This window comes from uncultured Kordia sp., assembly GCF_947496985.1.
In the GTDB taxonomy this organism is placed as follows: Bacteria; Bacteroidota; Bacteroidia; order Flavobacteriales; family Flavobacteriaceae; genus Kordia.
In genome coordinates this window covers 140204-160071 of record NZ_CANMEZ010000001.1, presented here as the reverse complement: position 1 = coordinate 160071, position 19868 = coordinate 140204, and the positions used below count along the sequence as shown (strand labels likewise).

The window sequence follows — 19868 nt, the reverse complement described above, 5'->3', positions numbered from 1 at the left end:
CTATTTATTTTCTTTTTAATAAAGTGTCTAGTCGATATTGATCCCATTCTTTAGGTAATAGGAGTAATGTCAACAGTAAAATTGCTCTGTACATTACCTGTGATAAATCCCAGATTGGCTCTACTAAACCGTGCCCGAAAGTTACAATTATTAATACAGATGCCAAAGCATACAATGTGTAGTCGCGTTTTAGTCCAATTATTAACAGTGCACCACCTAAAAATTCTATGTACGATGTATAATAAGCAGTTGCATATAATAAAAAGTCTGGTAGTATACCATCGTAAGTTTTTGCAAAAAAGTTATTGTATACGTTGTCAACTCCGAATTTGACGATTTTACCCAATCCTTGAAAGAAAAAGATAAAACCTAATAAAAGTCTGATAGTAAGTAGTGCAATTTTTTTGTTGGTATTCATGTTGTTGTTTTTGCGTGAGCGATAAGGCACTTCGATTGGGCTCAGTGCAAGCTTTTGTTGTAGCTCTTTATGAGATGCTGAATCAAGTTTAGCATGACAAAAACGCTTCACTCTACTAGTGAAGCGTTTTGGACACGCCCAAATTTATAGTGTTGTCAATCTGTTTTATTTATTTTTTGTTTATCTGAGCTAGTCAAAGTGTTAATTTGGTCTTCGAATGCCTCAGATCACATTTTTTACTTCTCAATACTCATTACTAAAAACTCACTACTATTTTATAGTGTTTTGATTAGCTCAGTGAAGAGTGTAATCATTTTTGGTTCTGTTTTCCCTGCAATTTCTATAATTTCTGCAATGTTTACAGGAGCTAAGTTATCAGGGTCACATTCGTCTGTTAATACAGAAACGGCTAAGCATGGAAGGCTTAAATGATTGGCAACTATGACTTCTGGAACTGTACTCATTCCAACAGCATCAGCGCCAATGATTTTGAGCATTCTGTATTCGGCACGCGTTTCTAATTGCGGACCAACTACACTTGCGTAGACTCCTTTTTGAATATTTATGTTTTGATCAGTGGCAATTTTTTCCACTTTTGCAATCATATCAGCATTGTACGGAGCGCTCATATCAACAAAACGTTCTCCAAATTCGCTCACACCTTTAAACGCTAAAGGAGATCCACCTTGTAAATTAATATGATCGTCAATAATCATGATGTCACCTTTTTTGTAATCAAGATTGATGGCTCCAGCAGCATTTGAAACCAATAATTTTTTGATTCCAAGTTGATGCATGATGCGAATTGGATAGGTAATGTCTACAAAATCATAACCTTCGTATAGGTGAAAACGACCTTGCATGACTACTACTTTTTTTCCGGCTAATGTTCCAAAGATGAGTTTGCCTGTGTGAAACTCAACTGTTGCTAGTGGAAAGTATGGAATGTTATTGTAATGTGCTTCTGCAATGATATCAATATGATCAATAAGTTTTCCTAAACCTGTACCAAGTACAATACCAATTTCAGGATTGTCAAATCCTTTATTTACTAAATATTCTGTTGTTTCTGTAATGTGTTTTAACATAAATGTATGTGCGTTTTTAGCGCTTAATCAGTTTTTTAACAAGTTTTTGATTGTCGCTTTTTAATTCGACTAAATATACACCAGAATTTAAATTTGCTAAAGAAAATGATTGCTTTTTTAATCGAGATGTTTCTGATGTAATTACTTTATTTCCTAAGATATCGTAGATGTTTACTGAAATTTCATTTTGAGAATTGTTTGTAATTTCAAAGTAATCATTTGCTGGATTTGGATATACAGCAACTGATTCTTTTAAGCTTTTTTCAGCTACGCTTAATAAGTTACAATCTGGTCCACTTGCTGCTGCCATATTTACGTATCCCCAACGTTCATTAATTCCGATACATTGAATTACAATATAATCATATGTGCTTAGGTTTACATTTGGATACATGGTTTGGTTAATGGCAAATGTTTTCATTCCAGTAATTGGAGACAATACAGGCGATGTCATCCCGTTGTCACCTAATAGTGGAGAAGTAGTGACTTCAATTGCATCTGCGCCAACTGCTAGGATATCATCTTCTTTTGATAAATAAACTCTTAAGTCGACACCTTGAACCGTCATAAAGTTTGCATCGAAAACGATGTCTTTTGAGCCGTTTGTTTGAAAAGTTACGCTGGCTGTTCCGCTAATGTTGTAAGAAGGATCACTTTGAACAAAGTTTCCAGATCGTGAACATTGTGCATTAATTTGTAGAGCGCCAAATGCTGCGCATAACATTACGAGTAATTTTGTTTTCATAGTTAGCTTTTTTAAATAGGAATTATAAATACTTTTTAAAAGCCTCGTATGGTTCTAAATCTTCCGCGTGGTCAATATCGTTTAATGTTTCTAGAAGATGAATGGATTGAGTGTCTAAATCGTTCAGCGTGTTTGCTAATACGGTTTCTGTTCCCCAATTTTTAGGTGCAAACGCTTTTTTGTGAAGTGTTTTCATGCCTAATAAATAGTATCCGCCATCTTGTGCTGGGCCAATTACAACATCATTTGTATCCAAAGCTTTGATAGCTTCTTCAATATGTTTTGGTTGTAAATCATACAAGTCGCTTCCTATGATAATTACTTTTTTGTAATTCTGTTGGAAAGCATCTTCAAACGCATGTAGCATACGTTCGCCTAAATCATTACCGAATTGCGCCTTCTTCTGATATGAATCATCGGGCCATATATCGTTCTGTCGAACAGAAACCGAATACCATACACATTTATCTGTATTTATTTTTTGAAGGACATTTTCGGTATGTTCTAAAAGTTTGATGTAGACTTCTAAAGCTGCTTGTTTTCCAATACCTTTTGCTAAACGCGTTTTTACTTTCCCAATTTCGGGATTTCGTGTAAACGTCATGAGTAGCGTTGTACTATTTTGCATGTTTACTGTGGATCTTTTTTTGATTTTTCCTTTTCGAAGATTTTGATTCCTTTTTTTAGCCAAATACTCCAATCTTCGTTGAAGGTGTGTACATTTTCAGTAGTTTGTCCGTTAGTATCTATTACTGTTTGATTTTGGTTTTTCCATTCAAATATTCCACCATAGAGATTGTAGACATTGGTATATCCAGCTTCTTTGAGTTTTTCGGCAACGTCTTCTGAACGAATTCCTAATGAACAGTAGACAACAATAGGTTTAGTTTTGTCTTTTGGAAGTAGTTTTTTTATTTTTTTGAGTTTGAATTTATCATACCCAACACATACAGCATTTTTGATATGACTGGTCTCAAATTCTACTTTTTCACGGCTATCTAATAGAACAATATCTTCTTTTTTTGCTAATTCTTCCACCGTAATGTATGGAATAGATTCTTGGTTTTCTTTTTGTAATAGGCTGTCGAGCGCCGTTTGTCCATTCGCGAAAGCAATAGTAAAAAACGTTAGTATATAAAGAATGTATTTCATGTTTAGTTATTGTTTGATATTATCTGAAATGATGACCTTTTTTGCTTTTTGTTATATGATCATTTTTGTCTTGACACAAAAACGAACCAAAAAGTCAAGACGATCTATGGGAAATTGCTACACATCGTTCGTTCTTGCTACGCATCGCAATTTCACTTTTCACTCATTACTTCTGAAGATCGTCGTTTACAATCATTGATACATTAAAAACTACCGTGCATAATTTAAACTAGGATTGTCATTAATTAAGCAACCGTTCCTTGACAACTACTTCCAGCACCAGCTGTACAGCCATAACAGTGTTGTGAGATGATGATGTTTCGTTTGCTTAAATCTTCTTCGTTGTATTCTGATATGTGTTGTGATTTACTGGCTACTTTTAAATCGAGCATTTGATTGAAATCACAATCGTATAACCAACCGTCCCAACTTACAGAAATTGTATTGGTACACATCACATTAGCAACCGCGCCAGGATTGAATGCTTCTACTAAAGAATACATATAATCTTCATAATTTTCGGAAGCAATAAGGTAATCTAAGAAACGACTGATTGGCAAGTTTGTGATTGCAAATAGGTTGTGAAATTGAATCCCGAAATCGTCCAATAACGCTTTTTTGAAATCTTTTTCCATAGCCATTTGATCACCTGGTAAAAACGCTCCAGAAGGATTGTATACCAAGTCTAATCGTAAGCCACTATCTGGCATTCCATACCCAACGGCATTTAGTTCTTGTAATGCTTTTATTGATTTATCGAAAACACCATCACCACGTTGTTTGTCTGTTTTTCCACGTGTCCAGTGTGGCATTGAGGAAACAACATGTACATTGTGTTTTTTGAAGAATTCAGGTAAATCGTAGTATTTTTTGTTGGCGCGAATGATTGTTAAGTTTGATCGAACTATGAAATCTTTTACTCCAACTTTTGAAGCTTCTTCTACAAACCAACGAAAGTGCGGATTCATTTCTGGCGCTCCACCAGTTAAATCGAGTGTATGCGCACCTGTTTTTTCAATGACATCCAAACATTGTTGCATGGTTTCGCGCGTCATAATTTCCTTTCTATCAGGTCCTGCATCTACATGACAATGCGAACATACCTGATTACACATATAACCTACATTGATTTGTAATATTTCAATTTTTTTAGGTTTTAGGGGAAATTGATTTGTTTCTTTTATTTTTTTTGCGAACGTTGGCAATTCACCACTTTGAAAAATTCCGTTAGATAGAATTTCTAATTGTCGTTGTGTATTTGCTAATTCACTTTCTCTTTTCTTAAGGGACTTTGTCGCCATTGATCAATTTTATTTTTCGCCTCTAGATTGTATACACAAATTTAGCGTATTTCGGTTTTTAGAGATCTTTCAACTTCATTTCGATTTTACTCAATGCAGTGCGCTCAGAATGATTTTTATAATTGAAAACTATAAAAATCACATTTCTAATTTATTTACTTTGTTCATCATTTGTACTCCATGTACTAATGTTGCACCACTTTTGATAGCTGCACCTACATGAATGGCTTCCATCATTTCTTCTTTAGTAATTCCGCGTTGTAAACCATCTTTGGTATATGCATCAATGCAATACGGACATTGCTCTGTGTGTGATACAGCTAAAGCAATTAATGATTTTTCACGTGGTGTTAGTGCGCCTTCTTCGAAGACTTTACCATAATATTCAAAGAATTTATTTCCAAGTTCTTCACTCCATTCTGTAATTGATCCGAATTTTTTTAAGTCTCTTGGGTTATAATATGATTTATCCATGTTGTATGCGTGTTTATATTTGAGAATTGCTAAAATACGCAAAATCAAATAGTCTACATTGAGACGAGTTTTTTTTTAAAACTTTACACCGGAATGAAAGAAAATTACTGTTGCTTGAAAAAGATCGCTAGGCTTTTAGATGTAAGGATAAAGAAGAAACGGTACTAACTGCAGTATATGGTTTATATTTTTATGCTTACTAAAATAATGTCTTTGCTAATGTATTTGTTTTAGATACTGAATTAAGTTCAGTACAAGTTTTTCGAAAATTGAATTGAACTAAAAAATCCTAAGCATTACACTTAGGATTTTCCAAAATTCAATGATTCAATGTGTTTCATTAACTATGAATGACTACAACCTCTATTCATAAAACACATGATTTTAGTTCTTGAACCTTGAATTCGTAAAAATATATGCTTCTAAAAAAGTTTGCATTAGGGAATACCTTAAAATTATACGGGAAAATGACCCTAGTTATGAAGTTTTGGTTGTAGGAATTAAAAAATCTCAATTTCTTGAATGATTAAGAAATTGAGATTTGTATGATTTTGCAGGTTTGTTTTTGAGAATTGTTTTCTTGTGAATACTTATCTATACAACCAAAAAAAGTTGAGGATATTTTAAGGAACCAACGCAGAAGGAATATTCATCATATCGTCTAAACGTAAGTAAAACATTCCTGTTCCTGAGAGTCCTAACATCAACCCTTGATTTTCTTGTTGCCCAATAGTGAGCCCACTAGGATCATTTACGCCACTAGGAAATACAACGCCTGTTGCATCGTATTGCGAAATACCAAAGTCACCTGCTTTTTTTGCAACTTCTACATATTCAGGAATGTTCAGTATTTGATGTCCGTATAATAATATGTCTGCATTTCCAGCCAAACCGTGACATAGTGAAAAGTTAGCTTTTGAGTTAGGATTCGTTTCTTGAATAACTGCTCTTTTTGTTGTTTCTAAAGCAATTTTAGCTTCTTGTAAAAAGTATTCATGTTGCGTCATTTCGTATGCTTTGAGTTGAGCAATGGCAATTCCTGGCGCGCCATGACACCACATAGTTCCATAACTTAACGGTTTGTCGCCTTTATATTCTCGTAAATCTGGCCAGTTTTGTGTTTGATCATTGAACCACTTTTTTTCGTAATTGAATCCGCCCATTGCTGCATGCCAATATTCTTCACTTTTGGTAGTTGCGTATAATTCCATTAATGCAGAGGCAATTCCGGAAGCTCCATGTGAGTATCCAGTTAATGCATTGGTGGCATCTACCGTCATCCATGCACAGGTGTCTTCATTTTTAATGGTTTTGTTTAATAAGAATTGACCGCATTTTTTTGCTATTTCTAAACATTCTTCATCTTGTTCTGCATAGTATAATTTTAATAATACAGAAATTGATCCGGCAGCGCCAGAAATGATATCTACTTCATGATTTGCAATTTCTTTGTCTTTTACAGATTTTACATAGGCGAGTCCTTTTGAGGCAATTTCGTTGTTTCTTAGTTTTTTTCCAATTTTCCATAAGGTATATCCTGCACCAATTTTTCCAGAGTAATACCCGAAGTTGTTTATTTTGTCCCCTTCTAAGTTATATTCAATTGTATTTAATGTGCCTTGCAATGTGTGCATTATGATTGGGTCTTGAGTTTTGTCATATAACTCAGTTAGAAATAGCGCAATTCCTGTAAGTCCGCTGTATAGATCAATACTACAGGCTTTTACAACAGTTTCGTATTTGTCGCCAACGATATTTACTTCGTGACCAGCCCAGTTGCACATATTTTTATACCAAATAGCTTCTTTTGCTAAATACTTTCCAATGTTGTGTGCTGTTTTCACGTACATATTTATAGCTGTTTTTGTAGTGATTTCAATATTATTCATAGCTTGGGAAGGTTGGCGTTAGTGTTGTATGTTTGTTAAGGTGTAAACGGTCTAATGTCATTCCTTTTCTTGATAAAAAGTTGATTACATTGGTAAGTGTTTCCTTTTTGTTTTTTTCTTGTTGAAAAGCATCAACTAATGCTTCTGCAATGGTTGATGATCTGCTCATACCAAAACTTTGCCCTTTCCCTGGATCTTCCGCATATCCAACACCTTTAAAAATTTGTTTGGTGAACATTGGAATTTCGTCTACAAGATACGGTTCTAAATTTGGAATTACACTTTTTAGTATGATAGAAACTAGCTGTACGTGTTTTTTGCTGAGGTATAAAACGGCAGCATCCGATCGTACATATAAATCAGGATGGTTTAAACATTTAAACTGAAATGGAATTTTGTATTCGTTGAGTGTTGTTGTGAGTAAGTTTATTAATGGCGCTGCACCTTCAGGAGTTACATTCCAGTAAATTCTTCCCAATTCTACTTCTTGTGGAAACATTTCATTACTGAATACATGATAAAATACAGGTTGAATGTTTCTGTTTTCTTTTTGACGCGCGATGTTTACTTTTGTATTAACTGCAGCTTGTTTTTGTTGCGGATTTACAAATTGATATCCATTTGGTTGCAACCAACGTAATTCACCATTTTTTTGAACGTATGCATTACCAGTTGAAGTATCTACATTGTATATATTCCAATGGTAATCAAATCCATTTGTAGAAGTGTTTGCTTGAGAGAGTGTTTCCATGAAGGCGTCACGTGCTGCTTTTGGTGGAATTTTAGAAGTATGATCTCCATTTTTGATGCCACAATAAAATTTTGCATAGATGGTATTTGTTAATGCGTTGACAAGATTACTACGTTGTTGTTTTGCATCAACACTAGTGTTACTTCCGAACGATTTAAAATCTTCTGCAAATGTTTGATACGGCATTTGATTTTTCACATATTCTTCTTCTCCATGAACTTTATAAGTGCTAAGTGAAGTAATTTCTATTGCTTTTGTAATTTCCTTTATTTGTTTTGTATGTATAGTATCTTTCATCTCCTTAGTCTATTAAATTCCATTGTTTAGCAATTCCTTCTGTATCTCCTAAAATGTGATTACAGAATTGTAGTATTCTTACGGAATTGGCATGTAGTTGTTGTTGTGCTACATTGTTTTCAAAAGCAGTTTGAATCATTCGAACTGACATGTATGAAAGTGTTTTTAATAATTTTTCTTTGGATACTATAGAAGTAAATTCTTGTTTCTCAGCATAGGTATCCCAAAGTAGTTTTACAACTGGTGTAATGGCGTCTATGGATAAAAATTCGTTTCCTTGTATTTGTTGGTGCTGTTGTATGTTTTGATTGTTGAAACTTAAAACCCAAGCACTAAAATATGATTGAAAAACACCAGCAACATCCCATAAAGGATCACCTAAATCTGCAATTTCCCAATCTACAAGTTTTACGTCTTCATTGTTTGGCATCACAATAAAATTCATCCATTTGATATCACCATGAATTAAACTAGTTGTTTCCCACTTCGTTGCTATTTTTTCTATTTTTTGAACTAAATCTTGGTGTTTGTGAATTTCGGCAATGACCGTATTTGTAATTCCATTCGAACTTGAATTTAATAGTTGTCCTGTGTTTAAAATCCAAGGTAATTGTTTGCTAAAAAACTGAAGCGAACTATTGTCTTTAATTTTTTCAGTAATATCAAAATGAAAAGAAGCTAAAATATGCGCCATTTTAACTGCATGTTGTTTTGATAATTGTTTGTCTCTGTAGGTTACTTCATGTACATTTTTTGTGTTGGCAAAATATTCTGTAACTAAAATATTATGATACGGATCATACCCATAATAATCTGGAATATGGCTTGCAGTTTCTTTGTATAAATCTGATTTATGAATTAAATAGTGACTTGTAGCATCTTTCTGCATTAAGTAACTATTTGTAGAATCTTGGGCAACCAATTGCTTAACAAACAATCCTTGTGCTTGTTGTTGTTGAATTTTAAATATAGAATTTCTGCTTTGCGTTTGCGTAAGCATATAATCACCAGACATGAAAGAAGATGGTTCTAAAAAACCTTTGTCTAGTAGATAGTGAGTAATATTTTTCTTTGTTAAGCGCATAAAAGTAATTTTTTGAGTTTTTTGAAAGCTGCCTGTAATTTACAGGCAGCTTTATATAAAAAATAGCTATATCTGATTAAGATAAGCTATTATTAACATACTGGCCATGCTCCTGTACAACTACGTGTAGGGATACAATCAGCAACTGGGATACTATGGATTTGTGCTTGTGCATTTCCACCATCACATCCTACTTGCGTACATACTGTAGCAGCAGTTCCTTGTTGGTGACATCCTTCGTAACCTGTGCATCCTAAAAGATGAGTTGGTCCACCACACATACTTGGTTGTGTGCAAAGTGTTGCAGCAGTTCCATGCTCTCCACATCCTGGATACGCAGTGTGTCCTAAGGTTTGTGCTTGTGCATCTCCACCGTCACAAGTTACTTGTGTACAAAGAGTAGCAGCAGTTCCTGAACATCCTTGGTAAGCTGTTGGTCCTAATGTTTGTGCTTGTGCAGCATTATCTTGACCACATCCTTGTGTACCAGTTGGTCCTACAAAAGTACATCCTGGATATGCAGTTTCTCCAACACAATGACCTGGTTGCGTGCAACCTTGTGTTCCTGTTGGTCCAACATTTTGTGCGTGTGCAGCAGCTGGGCAACCTATTAAGGTAGGACAAATTTCAGTAGGAAATACAGTTTGTGCTTGCGCAGTACCTGTTGGTTGTGGGCAAACAGTAGCTGGTGGTGTTCCAGTTGGTTGAATGCATCCTCTCCATCCAGTAACTCCAACATTTTGTGCTTGCGCATTTCCACCACATGGAGGAGTAATTGTTGGGCATGGTGTAATTGCTGTACATCCTATTGTATTTGGTACTACGTTTTGTGCATGTGCTCCAGCTGTAGTAGCAATAGTTGTCGTAACTGTAATACATCCAATAGTTGGCGGTATAATAGTTTGTGCTTGCGCATTTCCACCTTGAGGACAAGGTATTGTTGGGCAAGGTGTAATAGCCGTACATCCAACTGTGTGTGGTACACATGCTGGCGGTAATGTTGGAGGCAAAATTGTTTGTGGTTGTGTACAACCTTGCGTTCCAGTTGGCCCTAAACAATGTCCTGGCTGTGTACAACCTTGTGTACCAGTTGGTCCAATTGTTTGCGCTTGAGCGTGTGCTCCTCCAATTGTAGTAGCAACGGTAGTTGTTACAGTGATACATCCAATAGTTGGAGGTAAAATTGTTTGAGGTTGTGTACAACCTTGCGTTCCTGTAGGTCCAACACAATGACCTGGCTGCGTGCAACCTTGCGTTCCAGTTGGTCCTAAAATAGTTGTTGGTTGTGTGCATCCTTGGTAACCAGTTGGTCCAACAATTGTGCACCCTTGTGTTCCTGTAGGTCCAACACAATGACTTGGTTGCGTACAACCATATGTCCCTGTAGGTCCTACATTTTGTGCATGTGCGCCACCAACATTACCACAAGTTAGGGTAACAGGAGGTATTCCACATCCTTGAAAAAATGTAAACATAATAATTAAATTTAAAGGTTAATAATATGATTTTTAATTCCTTATGACTCTCATGTTTTGATTGAGCTTGACTTATTTAATTGTCTATTTTCCACATTGACCACAGCCACATACTGAAGCTTGTGGTTGCGTAGGATTATTTCCTTGTGCAGTGTTTGCATATTGTTGATAGATATCGCCTTGAAAGAATTGTTGTGCATCATCTTGTTGTGATTGCATACCATTTCCTTGTAAGTAGGAAGATGCATTTTTTACCCAGATAATGGTACCACCAATAGCACTATGTGTTTTTGTAATGTTTACATCGTGTATGATATCTTCATCTTTAATTACTACAGAAGTTTTTAGTAGTGTGTCTAAATAAAACGTGATGTTGTCTTCATCAGGACCTTCAGCAACAAACCCATAGATCATTATCACATCTTCTACTTTTTTTCCATCCACAATTAAACGTTTTGGAAGTTCATCTAATGCTAACTTTTTTGCCATGATTTTATGTTTTAGTGAGATTAAATGTGTTGCTTAGTCTAAAGCATCAATAGCTTCCATTAGTTTTGTCCCATCAGGAGATCCTAAACCTGTACATGGATTCCAACCTTCTGCAGCGATGTATAAGTTGTTGTTTCCTTCTGTAATTTGATGAAATGCCTCTGAGTTCATTAATTTATATAAGTGTTCATTAATGAACCCTAGTCTGTAGCCTAAGTTTTGATTCATACGAGCAATAAGTGCTGCCCAAAGTGGAGTAGCTAGACTTGTGCCGCCAATTTTTGCCCAGTTTCCTTCAAAGAAGATTGCATAACCAGTAGCGTCTGCTGCATTTGCTGCAACATCAGGAATACCTGTTCCTCCAGCTCTGTGGTATGGTTCAAATTCTGGGAATTTTTCTAAGTAAGCCTGAATAGCTTCTACTTGGAATGGAGCTTCTGAAATGCGTTGACTAAAACCACCACCAGTTCCTACTTGTGCTTGTCGTGTAGTTTCATTCCAAACCGTTTCAGCGATGATTCTTTCCTCATAAATTTCAAGTTGCGTTCCTCCACAGCCTAATACATTTTTAAAGTTTACAGGAACATTTACATTCGCATATTCTTTATTGTTTAAAGCTCCACTGTCACCAGAAGCACCAAGAACAGTGATTCCTTTTAAAGATGCTTCACGAAAAACAGTATTTAATTCTATGATTTCTTGTTGCGAGTATCCTAATTCTGATCCTGCCCAACTGATAGAAATTACGGTGAGTTTATTTTTGGTATCTGCTAAAGCAGTTTTCATAGCTTGTAAAATTGTAGTTCCATAATACACTACTAATTTTGCTTTTGGAGCTAATGATCCTAATACTTGAATATCTGCGGTTACTTCTACGTTATCGTTTATTGGAGTTGTAGCTGGCTTACCAATTACTTGAATTTCTGGAACTTCCAAATTGTATGATTCAAAGTAAGTTTCTAAATCACTTTGTTCAAATTTCCCTCCTAGTTCTATGATTCCAATAGTTTGTTTTGCTCCGTCACCTTCTGGAAAGTTGTACGCCTCTGCAATTTCAATAGCACTATGTCCATGTGCAGGTTCCTGAATTGGAACAGTATACCCATTACCAACTCTTTTTTCTTGATTGCTTTTCACAAAACCTGTTTTCTGATTAGGATTTACAATGTCTTCTGCGCTTGCATTTTCTTGTTTTTCATTACCTGCTGCATCTAAATGAATATCTCCTTGTGAACTTAAAAACTTTAACGCTTCAATACTTACTGGGCTATCTTCATTAGCGATATCATCTGATTTTATTCTAATCGTAATCTCTCGTGCTGTTTTATTAAATGATACATCCCAATTATTAGCTTTTGCGTGTTCAATAATTTCATCGGCATCATCTTTACTAGGAGCGAAGATTTTAGAATGTGATGTGTTTGATAAGTATTTTCGATCTCTTGGATGTTTGTGAAGTGCGTTGTCGATCATTCCTTGTTGTCGCTTCGTAATTTCATTAATCGGCACGTATACTTTGATTTCTAATACATCGTTTTGTGGGGTATTTTCTTGGCTTGTTTCCATAAAAAAAGATAAGGTTGGTTATAGACTCTCAAAATTGCACAATACACCTATAATATAGATGCGTATTTACACTTGGTTTTGAGATTGAGTATTATCACTTTTTAAATAGTTAAAAATACTTAGCGATAGTTTTTTAGAGTTTTTGTTGTTGATTTTCAGTTAATTACATTCTCTTGTTTCGCAGTGGTTGTTTCTTGTTAAGTAGAGTGGAAATAAAACTTAATTTTGAATTATGCAGTCATAGAATATTTGGGAAAGTATATGTGATTGGTCAATGTTGGTTCTACTAAAAAAAGAAAAGTTCCTGCATCTATATTTAATTAGATGTAGGAACTTAGGAAATCTAGAGAAATTATGTGTTTATTAAGAATGTTTCAAACTGTTTAAGTAGTTTGAAGGATTTACACCAGTATGTTTTTTGAAAGCTTTAGAGAAAACTTCTGTATTATTGAAACCTAACTCTTTTGCTAATTTTTTTACAGTATATGTTTTGAGTAAACTATCTTTTTGCAATTCTTTGAGGAGATATTTTATGCGTAAATCATTGATATACGAACTAAAATTTTTCTCATAATGAATATTAATGATTTTAGATAGATACTTAGGATTTGTTTGAAGTTTCTTCGCTAATAAATGCAAAGAAGTATGTTTTAAGAACCTTTTTTTATGCTCAAAATCAGAAAGTCTGTCCATGATATCTAATATGACATCTTGTTGAATTTCTAGTACTGTATTTTCAGCTTTTTGCGGTTCTCCCTTAAAAAAACGCACGAAGAATTCTATTCCTTTTTTTAATAAGCGTAGCATTTTTATTTGATAAATATAAAAAATAGTCCTAGTAACTGTTTTGGTTGAACAGTCCTAGGACTGGATTAAAAACATAGTGATTATGTATTGTTATATTTTTTCTTCATACAATCGATCTCTACGATCAATTTCACCCAAAGGACTTCCTTTGAATGTGGAAATGTTTTTGAAGCCATTCTCTTCAGTAATTAAAGATTGCTCAGCCAAAACGGCGCCTCTTCGTTTATTTCCATAATCTCCAGTTAGTTTCTTTGTAACTGGGTCTACATCTCCCCATAAAATAGCTGGTTTCCCAGAATCTATCGGTTCTACAAAATAGGTGACTCCTGTTCTTTTTGAAGTCACGAGGAATCTTCCTGAATCTTCAGTTCTATAGAAGAATCTTTGTAATACATCTTGTCTCATGACTGTTTGTTTTTATGTTAATTATTAATGTAAGAAAGGCAAGGTCTTTACTTGCATCTTTGAGATATACACTCACTGTTTTAAATTTTAAACTACATTCTTTTTGTGGAATAAATAGGACTCGAACCTATATCTCTGGGACTTCAATCCAGCGCATTGACCAACTCTGCTATTATTCCTTTTGGGTGACTTCGGGATTCGAACCCTGTTCTTCTCATTCACAGTGAGGCGTTTTACCAAATAAACTAAAGACACCATTTTTGTAGTGATAGAAAGATTTGAACTTTCATCTGCCAACTTATCAGATTGACGCTTTACCAGTTAAGCTATATCACTATTTTTAGTGGCGATAGAAAGATTTGAACTTTCAACTTCTGGCTTATGAGACCAGTGCTTTACCAATTAAGCTATATCGCTATAGTAGACCCAAAAGGATTCGAACCTTTACCTCGAGAGTCAAAGTCTCGCCTGCTGCCATTACAACATGAGTCAATTTGTAAGTCTAATAGGATTCGAACCTATACTCTTGGCTTCGTAAACCAATGTGCTATCCATTACACCATAAACTTGTTGCACTCCTTTCAAGATTGCGTTTGTACAGAGAGAGAGATTCGAACTCTCAGGAACCTGGGTCTAAGTCAGGTATGTTTGCCAGTTACATCATCTCTGCATTTTGTACCTGCGGTGGGATTCGAACCCACATGTGCTTCGCACAACAGCGTTTAAGACTGTTTTGTATACCAGTTCCATCACACAGGTGTTTTGTACTCCGTAGGGGAATCGAACCCCTAACTCTACATAGAAAGTGTAGCGTCTTCGCCGTTTGACCAACGGAGCATTTTAATTATTTCGTCTGAGAAGCAGGATTCACAAAGTGTTCCTGCAACGTCTCATTGCAAACCAAATTCAAGCATACTTGATTTTGATTTTTTCGTCTGAGAAGCAGGATTCGAACCTACATCCTCCTGTATCCAAAACAGGTAAACAGCCAATTGTTCTATTCTCAGTTTTGCAGTACCGACGGGATTCGAACCCGCAACTTCTCGAGAGACAGTCGAGCACTCTACCGTTGAGTCACGATACTATTTGTATAGCTACTAAGACTCGAACTTAGACTAAGAGATTAGAAATCTCTGGTGCTATCCAATTACACCATAGCTATATGTTAGTGGAGTCGGAGAGAAGGAGTTCGAACTTTTTGGAGGAGGATTTGGAGTTGATACTATCAATGTCAAAATAAGATAATTATAAAACCTACTAATAGGCTTAAAGTAAAAAAATACTAATAAGTTACTATAAATAACCATTATTAGTAGTGGTTTCTCGTGTTTTAGATAGTTTGATATTTGCTCTTTATTAATCCATAAACCCTAATTTATGAAAAATTCTATTCAGAAATCTAAAGGAACAGAAAGTACTGAATTAACTAACACTAAGAATGGACAATCGGAAACAGATTCTACTAATGGACAATCTGGAACAACAACAACAACAAATACAAGTAGTGGGCAATCAGGAACAGACGCAAGCACCGGATCGTCAACTACAAATCCTAAACCAGTAGTAAGGCCAGTAAAGACAGTAGTAGATATAAGACCTGGAGATGAAGATGAAGAAAATCCGAAAAAATAAAGTTAATTCTTACTTTTGTTATAGAGTATATCTTAATGCTTTACTATCTTTATGAAATGTAAAGCATTATTTATTAAACATTTATCTATTTATTCAATGTATTTAACTTCTAAATTAAAATTTCTATTTGTGTGTTTTCTTTTCTTTATGAATACTACAATAGGGCAAAATAAAATAATTAATGATTTACTTTTAACATTGCAAACTAATCAAAAAAATGACTCCTTAAAAGTAAACACATTAAATGATTTGGCATGGGAATTTACTAAAATTAATGAGGATAAAGCATTGGAATATGCTACGAAAGCAGAAAATATAAGTAAACAAATATCAAATTGGAAAGGCAATGCAACAAGTAAGATTAGGATAGGAACAATCTACACAAATCAAAATAAACTTAAAGAAGCAGAAGCCATTATTTTAGAAGCATTAGATGTTGAATTAAAGATTGAGCATATATATGGAATTGGAAGAGCTCAAAATCAATTAGGAAGAATTTATACACTTCAAAATAATATTGAAAAAGGGATATCGTACTATTTGAAGGCATTAGAACATTTTAAATCACTAGAATTACAACCCTTAGTAGCATCTATTAATAATAATATTGGAGTATTGCATGATAGAAGTGAGAATTATAAAAAAGCAATAGCGTATTATTTTGAAGTCTTGAAAATTAGAAGAGAATTAGGAGATAAACAATTAACTGCTTACACATTGTCTAACATTGGCGGACTTTATATTGAACTTGAAATGTATTCATCTGCTCTTGAATATTTAAACGAAAGTAAGTTAATATTAGAAAAAACGGACCAAGTTTATGAACTATCTAATGTTTATGCTAACTTAGGAATGGCTTATTTTAAAATGAATAAACTAGCATTGTCATCTGAGTATAATAAGAAGTCTATATTATTAAATGAAAAGTTAGGTTTTGAAAAAAAGAATGTTCCTATATACAATACTATGGGGGCTTTATTCTATATAAATAACGAACTAGACGAAGCTTTATCGTATTATCAGAAAAGCCTGAGTATAATTAAAAAATATAAGTTGAATGATTATACTTCCGAAATCTATTGTAATCTAGGAAATGTTGAGTTTAAGAAAAATTTGTATCAAAAAGCCATTGACTATTATTTAAAATCTTTAGACTTTGCTGAACAGTCAAATAATAAAAACACTCAGTTAGAAGCTAATATAAATTTAGCACTAAGTTATACACGATTAAAGAAATATGATAAGGCATTAAAATTTAATTCAAAATATATACAACTAAAAGATAGTATGTTTACTAAAACGAAAAATGCTATTGTGATGAAAGCGAGTTTAGAAGAAGAGCAAATGGAATTAAATGCGTTGGCGAAAGATAAAATAATAACCCAAAAAGAATTAGATAACTCTAAAATTAAAAATTATGCACTTTCCATAGGTCTTTTTTTACTCATATTACTTTTGATGGCAATTATTAGAGGCAGCAAGCAAAAACGTAAAGCCGATTTGGCGATAATTGAAAAACAAAAAGTATCTGAGTTATTAAAAAATCAAGAAATGAAATCTATTAATGCAATGATAGAAGGACAAGAAGGAGAACGGCAACGAATTGCAAGAGATTTACATGATAGATTGGGAAGTATTTTATCAATGGTAAAAATACATTTCAAATCAGTTGAAGAAAATATAGAAACCCTGAAAATCTCTAACATAAAGCAATATGAAAAGGCAAATCAGTTACTAGATAATGCTTGTGATGAAGTTCGAAAAATATCACATGATATGGCTTCAGGAGTACTTACTAAATTTGGTCTTGTAGCTGCTTTAGAAGATTTAAAAGAAACTTTGGAGGAAACCAATCAGGTAGAAGTTGAGTTTATAGCACACGGATTAGATAATCGTTTGGATAATGATGTTGAGATCACCATTTATAGAATCATTCAAGAATTAATTAGCAATACCTTGAAATATGCAAAGGCAAAAAATATTACTATACAGTTAATAAGTAGAGAAGATAATTTGAATGTTTCTGTAGAAGATGATGGAATTGGATTCGATACTAAAGATGAACGAAATAGAGGCATAGGATTGATTAATGTAGCCTCAAGAGTAGAATCTTTAGAAGGAGAATTGCATGTAGATTCAATGATAGGAAAAGGAACAAGTATTTCAATAGATATTCCAATAAAAGAGATATAAATATGATAAAAATAATAATAGCAGACGATCATGAAATTGTCGTAGAAGGTTTAGTATCATTAATTCAAGAAGAAGACGGTATTACTGTCATAGGACAAGCAAATAATGGAAAAGATGTGATACCATTGCTTGAAAATAATCATGTGGATGTAGCAGTTTTAGATATAAATATGCCTAAAATGGATGGAGTAGAGTTGACAAATTACATTCGTAGTGAGTTTCCAAATGTCAAAATACTTATTTTAACTATGTATAAAGACGTTAAATTCATTAGAAGAGTCTTAGAGGTTGGAGCACATGGATATATTTTAAAAAATAAAGGTAAAGAAGAACTTGTTACTGCAATAAAAACTATATATGATGAAGGTGAATATTTAGGAGATGACGTTAAAAATGCTTTAGTAGCAGGGCTCAGATCAAAAAATGTCCATGGAGAAATACGATTGACGCAGCGTGAAAAAGAAGTGTTAAAACTTATCGCAAGTGGTTTATCATCTCCGGAAATTGCTGAAAAGTTGAGTAGAGCAGAATCAACTATAAACTCGCATCGTAAAAATATTATCGAAAAAACAGGTGTTAAAAATTCTAAAAAACTTATTATATACGCTAGAGAAAATGGTTATGATTAACAAATAATTTTATTGCCATTTATCACCTTTCCAATTTCGTTTCATTAGCGGCATAGAATTGTTTGGCGTTATTTTCTTTCTTTTTTGAAAAGCTTTAAGAATCCACTGTTGATTAATTTCAGGATTTCCATGCCAAAACTTTATGTCCAAATATCCATTAGAAATATTTTGAGCTAAACGTTTAGGAATTGTTTTTTCGTCATATAAATTTTGACTATATGTAGTATAAGATGGTAAAATAATTCCTAAAACTCCAGACCTTAAGTTACTCTGTGTTTGCTTTAAAGAATTATAAATTTCATAATCAACATGATGTCTACGCCAAGTATCTTCTCCTATTAAAACAACAGTAACCGTTGATTCTTTTAAATGTTTTTCTCTAATTTGTCTTCTAAATTCTTCTGTACTAACATCTTTAATCTCTCCAGGTTTAACTGAAAGAGAATCTAGAATATCAAACTTCTCGCTAAACAACTTTTCATATTTTTTACGATAATTGAAATCATTTTCATGATGATAACTAATAAATATTTTATGCTTCATAATTAAAATTTTTACACAAAGTTGGAAAAATAATTATAAGAAGCTCTACTTACTTATGAGGATAAAAATATCATTATAACTACCATAGTAATAGTTGATTAAGAATTAAATATTTGTGATGTTAATAAAAATTAGAGGATGTCAAAATTACAAATTAAATATTCAAAAGAAATTGCCAAAGAATTAGGTAAAATAGCAGTCTGTCTTCCTGGTGAACAAGTGAAGGTAGGTGATATTATAAAATTCCCATACGGAAAAACGCTATTTGGAAAAACAAGACCAATGGGAACATTTAAAAAAATCACTTCTTTGAAGAAGATCGGAATCAAACATGATAAACCTATATTCTCTAATGCTCCCGATACTTATTACTTTACAAGTAGAAAAGCAGTTGAATTCAATACTAAATCTAAAAGTAATTTTAATCTTCAAAATGATAAATTACTCAAAACTGATGGGACAATACATGTAGAATTTTCTTCAGAAGGAGCTATTTACTTTTTAGCTATTGATTGTGATAAAAAAGAACTTAATGATTTACTAGCGATAGAAAATGCAGTAAATGTTAAAGGAAAGGAAATGTTATGGGACGATACTTATTTAGTGACTTCTGTAACAATTGCAAAAAAAGCATTAATACTACAATCACGTTCCAAATCTTCAGGAATTACTATTGAAGGTAATATTTCAGGTATTTCATCAGGTACGTTAAAAACTAATGCTAGCTCAAAATTTCATTTTAAAAATCAAACAGGAGATGTTTTCATCAAAAACTGGTCTGATGATGTTACCGTCTTTATGGATGTTGTAAAATTTGAAAAGCAAGTATTTGAATCAGAAGGTTATCGCAATGCAGTAGAGAAAGCAAAAATAAAATTCAAAAAAGTAAAAATAGACGATTTATTAATTAACCACACAAAAGAAAAATAG

General features: G+C 33.6%; 20 protein-coding genes and 11 tRNA genes. 4 read left to right on the top strand and 27 right to left on the bottom strand.

Annotation, left to right across the window (positions count from 1 at the left end; translation table 11 throughout):
- Positions 1–4: 4 nt before the first annotated feature.
- From Q0828_RS00815 to Q0828_RS00690, 26 genes are all read right to left on the bottom strand, one after another.
- The gene (locus Q0828_RS00815; RefSeq protein WP_298416866.1) at positions 5–418 is read right to left on the bottom strand and encodes a DoxX family protein; all 414 of its coding nucleotides are present in this window, start codon (positions 416–418) and stop codon (positions 5–7) included.
- Between the two features lie 275 nt (positions 419–693).
- Positions 694–1506, bottom strand: coding sequence for a purine-nucleoside phosphorylase (locus Q0828_RS00810; RefSeq protein WP_298416865.1), 813 nt, complete (start codon positions 1504–1506; stop codon positions 694–696).
- A 16-nt stretch (positions 1507–1522) separates the two neighbouring features.
- Complete coding sequence (locus Q0828_RS00805; RefSeq protein WP_298416863.1) at positions 1523–2251, bottom strand: T9SS type A sorting domain-containing protein; 729 nt, start codon at positions 2249–2251, stop codon at positions 1523–1525.
- Positions 2252–2273: 22 nt separating this feature from the next.
- On the bottom strand, positions 2274–2879 hold the full coding sequence (locus Q0828_RS00800) for a TIGR04282 family arsenosugar biosynthesis glycosyltransferase (RefSeq protein ID WP_298416861.1): 606 nt from the start codon (positions 2877–2879) through the stop codon (positions 2274–2276).
- A gap of 2 nt (positions 2880–2881) precedes the next feature.
- Positions 2882–3403: a rhodanese-like domain-containing protein gene (locus tag Q0828_RS00795; protein WP_298416860.1), complete on the bottom strand. Its 522-nt coding sequence runs from the start codon at positions 3401–3403 to the stop codon at positions 2882–2884.
- A gap of 245 nt (positions 3404–3648) precedes the next feature.
- Positions 3649–4704: an arsenosugar biosynthesis radical SAM (seleno)protein ArsS gene (arsS, locus tag Q0828_RS00790; RefSeq protein WP_298416859.1), complete on the bottom strand. Its 1056-nt coding sequence runs from the start codon at positions 4702–4704 to the stop codon at positions 3649–3651.
- Positions 4705–4842: 138 nt separating this feature from the next.
- A complete protein-coding gene (locus tag Q0828_RS00785) occupies positions 4843–5178 on the bottom strand; it encodes an arsenosugar biosynthesis-associated peroxidase-like protein (protein WP_298416858.1) in 336 nt (111 codons plus the stop codon).
- 623 nt (positions 5179–5801) lie between these two features.
- The gene (locus Q0828_RS00780; RefSeq protein WP_298416856.1) at positions 5802–7067 is read right to left on the bottom strand and encodes a lanthionine synthetase LanC family protein; all 1266 of its coding nucleotides are present in this window, start codon (positions 7065–7067) and stop codon (positions 5802–5804) included.
- Complete coding sequence (locus Q0828_RS00775; protein WP_298416854.1) at positions 7060–8115, bottom strand: T3SS effector HopA1 family protein; 1056 nt, start codon at positions 8113–8115, stop codon at positions 7060–7062. The genes Q0828_RS00780 and Q0828_RS00775 overlap by 8 nt, the downstream gene beginning before the upstream one ends.
- Positions 8116–8119: 4 nt before the next feature.
- Positions 8120–9199, bottom strand: a complete 1080-nt coding sequence (locus tag Q0828_RS00770; protein ID WP_298416853.1) for a phosphotransferase — start codon at positions 9197–9199, stop codon at positions 8120–8122.
- Positions 9200–9291: 92 nt separating this feature from the next.
- Entirely contained in the window at positions 9292–10674 is a 1383-nt protein-coding gene (locus tag Q0828_RS00765; protein WP_298416852.1) for a hypothetical protein, read from the bottom strand.
- Between the two features lie 84 nt (positions 10675–10758).
- Entirely contained in the window at positions 10759–11163 is a 405-nt protein-coding gene (locus Q0828_RS00760) for a hypothetical protein (RefSeq protein WP_298416850.1), read from the bottom strand.
- Positions 11164–11196: 33 nt separating this feature from the next.
- The gene (locus tag Q0828_RS00755; protein WP_298416848.1) at positions 11197–12729 is read right to left on the bottom strand and encodes a S53 family peptidase; all 1533 of its coding nucleotides are present in this window, start codon (positions 12727–12729) and stop codon (positions 11197–11199) included.
- 363 nt (positions 12730–13092) lie between these two features.
- On the bottom strand, positions 13093–13536 hold the full coding sequence (locus tag Q0828_RS00750; protein WP_298416847.1) for a helix-turn-helix domain-containing protein: 444 nt from the start codon (positions 13534–13536) through the stop codon (positions 13093–13095).
- A gap of 90 nt (positions 13537–13626) precedes the next feature.
- Positions 13627–13941, bottom strand: coding sequence for a hypothetical protein (locus Q0828_RS00745; RefSeq protein ID WP_298416846.1), 315 nt, complete (start codon positions 13939–13941; stop codon positions 13627–13629).
- Positions 13942–14047: 106 nt separating this feature from the next.
- A tRNA-Phe gene (locus Q0828_RS00740) sits at positions 14048–14120 on the bottom strand.
- A gap of 4 nt (positions 14121–14124) precedes the next feature.
- A tRNA-His gene (locus tag Q0828_RS00735) sits at positions 14125–14197 on the bottom strand.
- A gap of 7 nt (positions 14198–14204) precedes the next feature.
- A tRNA-Ile gene (locus tag Q0828_RS00730) sits at positions 14205–14277 on the bottom strand.
- Positions 14278–14285: 8 nt separating this feature from the next.
- Positions 14286–14358, bottom strand: a tRNA-Met gene (locus tag Q0828_RS00725).
- A gap of 4 nt (positions 14359–14362) precedes the next feature.
- Positions 14363–14432 (bottom strand) — tRNA-Gln (locus Q0828_RS00720).
- Between the two features lie 6 nt (positions 14433–14438).
- Positions 14439–14510: transfer RNA gene (locus tag Q0828_RS00715), tRNA-Arg, on the bottom strand.
- Between the two features lie 27 nt (positions 14511–14537).
- Positions 14538–14611 (bottom strand) — tRNA-Leu (locus Q0828_RS00710).
- Positions 14612–14617: 6 nt separating this feature from the next.
- A tRNA-Leu gene (locus Q0828_RS00705) sits at positions 14618–14700 on the bottom strand.
- Positions 14701–14706: 6 nt separating this feature from the next.
- A tRNA-Glu gene (locus tag Q0828_RS00700) sits at positions 14707–14778 on the bottom strand.
- Positions 14779–14875: 97 nt separating this feature from the next.
- Positions 14876–14948, bottom strand: a tRNA-Pro gene (locus tag Q0828_RS00695).
- Positions 14949–14953: 5 nt separating this feature from the next.
- Positions 14954–15025, bottom strand: a tRNA-Asp gene (locus Q0828_RS00690).
- A 293-nt stretch (positions 15026–15318) separates the two neighbouring features.
- Between Q0828_RS00690 and Q0828_RS00685 the strand changes: the two genes are divergently transcribed.
- The 3 genes from Q0828_RS00685 (at position 15319) to Q0828_RS00675 (ending at position 18395) form a co-directional block, all read left to right on the top strand.
- The gene (locus Q0828_RS00685) at positions 15319–15573 is read left to right on the top strand and encodes a hypothetical protein (protein WP_298416845.1); all 255 of its coding nucleotides are present in this window, start codon (positions 15319–15321) and stop codon (positions 15571–15573) included.
- 147 nt (positions 15574–15720) lie between these two features.
- Entirely contained in the window at positions 15721–17766 is a 2046-nt protein-coding gene (locus tag Q0828_RS00680; RefSeq protein WP_298416843.1) for a sensor histidine kinase, read from the top strand.
- 2 nt (positions 17767–17768) lie between these two features.
- Positions 17769–18395 (top strand): response regulator transcription factor, encoded by a 627-nt coding sequence (locus Q0828_RS00675; protein WP_298416841.1) that lies wholly within the window; start codon positions 17769–17771, stop codon positions 18393–18395.
- 9 nt (positions 18396–18404) lie between these two features.
- Here the strand turns inward: Q0828_RS00675 and Q0828_RS00670 are convergent, their stop codons facing one another.
- Complete coding sequence (locus Q0828_RS00670; protein WP_298416838.1) at positions 18405–18938, bottom strand: TIR domain-containing protein; 534 nt, start codon at positions 18936–18938, stop codon at positions 18405–18407.
- A 138-nt stretch (positions 18939–19076) separates the two neighbouring features.
- Between Q0828_RS00670 and Q0828_RS00665 the strand changes: the two genes are divergently transcribed.
- Complete coding sequence (locus tag Q0828_RS00665) at positions 19077–19868, top strand: hypothetical protein (protein WP_298416836.1); 792 nt, start codon at positions 19077–19079, stop codon at positions 19866–19868.

Coding starts and splice junctions, on each gene's coding strand:
- Q0828_RS00800 (WP_298416861.1), bottom strand. CDS start 2,879: ATGCAAAATAGTACAACGCTACTCATGACGTTTACACGAAATCCCGAA.
- Q0828_RS00685 (WP_298416845.1), top strand. CDS start 15,319: ATGAAAAATTCTATTCAGAAATCTAAAGGAACAGAAAGTACTGAATTA.
- Q0828_RS00805 (WP_298416863.1), bottom strand. CDS start 2,251: ATGAAAACAAAATTACTCGTAATGTTATGCGCAGCATTTGGCGCTCTA.
- arsS (WP_298416859.1), bottom strand. CDS start 4,704: ATGGCGACAAAGTCCCTTAAGAAAAGAGAAAGTGAATTAGCAAATACA.
- Q0828_RS00815 (WP_298416866.1), bottom strand. CDS start 418: ATGAATACCAACAAAAAAATTGCACTACTTACTATCAGACTTTTATTA.
- Q0828_RS00680 (WP_298416843.1), top strand. CDS start 15,721: ATGAATACTACAATAGGGCAAAATAAAATAATTAATGATTTACTTTTA.
- Q0828_RS00770 (WP_298416853.1), bottom strand. CDS start 9,199: ATGCGCTTAACAAAGAAAAATATTACTCACTATCTACTAGACAAAGGT.
- Q0828_RS00675 (WP_298416841.1), top strand. CDS start 17,769: ATGATAAAAATAATAATAGCAGACGATCATGAAATTGTCGTAGAAGGT.
- Q0828_RS00750 (WP_298416847.1), bottom strand. CDS start 13,536: ATGCTACGCTTATTAAAAAAAGGAATAGAATTCTTCGTGCGTTTTTTT.
- Q0828_RS00780 (WP_298416856.1), bottom strand. CDS start 7,067: ATGAATAATATTGAAATCACTACAAAAACAGCTATAAATATGTACGTG.
- Q0828_RS00665 (WP_298416836.1), top strand. CDS start 19,077: ATGTCAAAATTACAAATTAAATATTCAAAAGAAATTGCCAAAGAATTA.
- Q0828_RS00755 (WP_298416848.1), bottom strand. CDS start 12,729: ATGGAAACAAGCCAAGAAAATACCCCACAAAACGATGTATTAGAAATC.
- Q0828_RS00785 (WP_298416858.1), bottom strand. CDS start 5,178: ATGGATAAATCATATTATAACCCAAGAGACTTAAAAAAATTCGGATCA.
- Q0828_RS00810 (WP_298416865.1), bottom strand. CDS start 1,506: ATGTTAAAACACATTACAGAAACAACAGAATATTTAGTAAATAAAGGA.
- Q0828_RS00795 (WP_298416860.1), bottom strand. CDS start 3,403: ATGAAATACATTCTTTATATACTAACGTTTTTTACTATTGCTTTCGCG.
- Q0828_RS00670 (WP_298416838.1), bottom strand. CDS start 18,938: ATGAAGCATAAAATATTTATTAGTTATCATCATGAAAATGATTTCAAT.
- Q0828_RS00765 (WP_298416852.1), bottom strand. CDS start 10,674: ATGTTTACATTTTTTCAAGGATGTGGAATACCTCCTGTTACCCTAACT.
- Q0828_RS00745 (WP_298416846.1), bottom strand. CDS start 13,941: ATGAGACAAGATGTATTACAAAGATTCTTCTATAGAACTGAAGATTCA.
- Q0828_RS00775 (WP_298416854.1), bottom strand. CDS start 8,115: ATGAAAGATACTATACATACAAAACAAATAAAGGAAATTACAAAAGCA.
- Q0828_RS00760 (WP_298416850.1), bottom strand. CDS start 11,163: ATGGCAAAAAAGTTAGCATTAGATGAACTTCCAAAACGTTTAATTGTG.